The sequence below is a fragment of the Chitinilyticum litopenaei DSM 21440 genome, assembly GCF_000428145.1.
Lineage (GTDB): Bacteria > Pseudomonadota > Gammaproteobacteria > Burkholderiales > Chitinibacteraceae > Chitinilyticum > Chitinilyticum litopenaei.
In genome coordinates, this window is the sequence record NZ_ATZJ01000087.1 from 1 (window position 1) to 1,309 (window position 1,309).

At 57.4% G+C, this 1,309-nt stretch carries 1 protein-coding gene and 4 tRNA genes; 4 read left to right on the forward strand and 1 reads right to left on the reverse strand.

Annotation, left to right across the window (positions count from 1 at the left end; all coding sequences use genetic code 11):
• Position 1: 1 nt before the first annotated feature.
• Positions 2 to 77: transfer RNA gene (locus tag C515_RS0116440), tRNA-Phe, on the reverse strand.
• A gap of 780 nt (positions 78 to 857) precedes the next feature.
• Between C515_RS0116440 and C515_RS0116445 the strand changes: the two genes are divergently transcribed.
• The 4 genes from C515_RS0116445 to C515_RS23250 all read left to right on the forward strand — a co-directional run.
• A tRNA-Tyr gene (locus C515_RS0116445) sits at positions 858 to 943 on the forward strand.
• Between the two features lie 67 nt (positions 944 to 1,010).
• A tRNA-Gly gene (locus C515_RS0116450) sits at positions 1,011 to 1,084 on the forward strand.
• 13 nt (positions 1,085 to 1,097) lie between these two features.
• Positions 1,098 to 1,172, forward strand: a tRNA-Thr gene (locus tag C515_RS0116455).
• Between the two features lie 42 nt (positions 1,173 to 1,214).
• On the forward strand, positions 1,215 to 1,309 hold a 95-nt coding region (locus tag C515_RS23250; RefSeq protein ID WP_018003793.1), incomplete at its 3' end, for a GTP-binding protein.

Sequence of the window (1,309 nt, forward strand, 5' to 3'; positions counted from 1 at the left end):
CTGGTGGCCGGTCGCGGAATCGAACCACGGACACGCGGATTTTCAATCCGCTGCTCTACCAACTGAGCTAACCGGCCCTCAAGAGTCGTGCATTAAATACCATGTGCCCCGACTCGTCAAGTACGAAATGCAATCGCCTGGCTGAAGTGCATGCAAGGGTGTGCGTTTGCCAGCCTTGGGGTCTCGGTCCGGCGACTTCTGATCCCGTGTGCGGCTCCGGTCGTGTTTTGCCGTGGCGGTGGATTGGTGATCGGGTCTGTACTGGCCTGCCGGCTGACAACTAGAACAGGCGTCGAAATGTCGCTTGCAGTGAATCATGTGTTGCGGCTGGGGGGTAAAGTTGGCCGGGCGATAGGGAGGTATTGTCGACGTGCTGAGTCTTCTCGGGTGGGGGGGTATGCAAGGGGGAGTCCAGGCGCTTGCTGTGTCTGCTTGCGGCCTTTGGGCTTGGGGGTGTGCGGGCAGGGAGGCGGGGTTGTGGCTAAGCGCAGCGATAGTGAAGAGGCGGTCGAGGAGTTCCGGCTTTTTGGTGGCTGTTCGATTGTCAGTTGCATTCCTTCCGTGTGTGCGGTGCTTGCGTGCAGGGGGCTGGTGGACGGCGTTTTATGGTTGGCCAATACGGTTGATCGGCGCGTGATGCTCTGCATACTGGGGGGGCGGGCAGGGCCGACGCAGCAACGGTTACTGCCCGCCGGTCCTGTTGCGTAGTGTGCTGGCGGTCGATCCTGCCGGTTTCGGTCGAAATTCATGGCTATATAAAACAGGGGTTTGTGCGTTTTCTCGACCTTTTGTTGGGTTTTTTTGCAGCTTGGTGTTGACGCATCCGGCTTTGTTGACCATAATGCGCATCTCTTTCGGGAGGGGTTACCCAAGCGGTCAACGGGTCCGGACTGTAACTCCGGCGGCTCAGCCTTCGCAGGTTCGAATCCTGCCCCCTCCACCAGTTCTCTGGCGGCGTGAAGTTAGATAGTAGTGTTCGTGGTACTGGCTCAGTTGTATGGGCTGGCGCGGCGGGTGTAGCTCAATGGTAGAGCAGAAGCCTTCCAAGCTTACGACGAGGGTTCGATTCCCTTCACCCGCTCCAAAAGTTTTGTGATGCCGTTGTAGCTCAGGGGTAGAGCACTCCCTTGGTAAGGGAGAGGTCGCGGGTTCAATTCCCGCCAACGGCTCCATTCATATCTGTTGTCCAAATATCCCTTGTAAGGAATACTTCGATGGCTAAGGAAAAGTTCGAACGGACGAAGCCGCACGTAAACGTAGGTACTATCGGCCACGTTGACCACGGCAAGACGACTCTGACCGCTGCAAT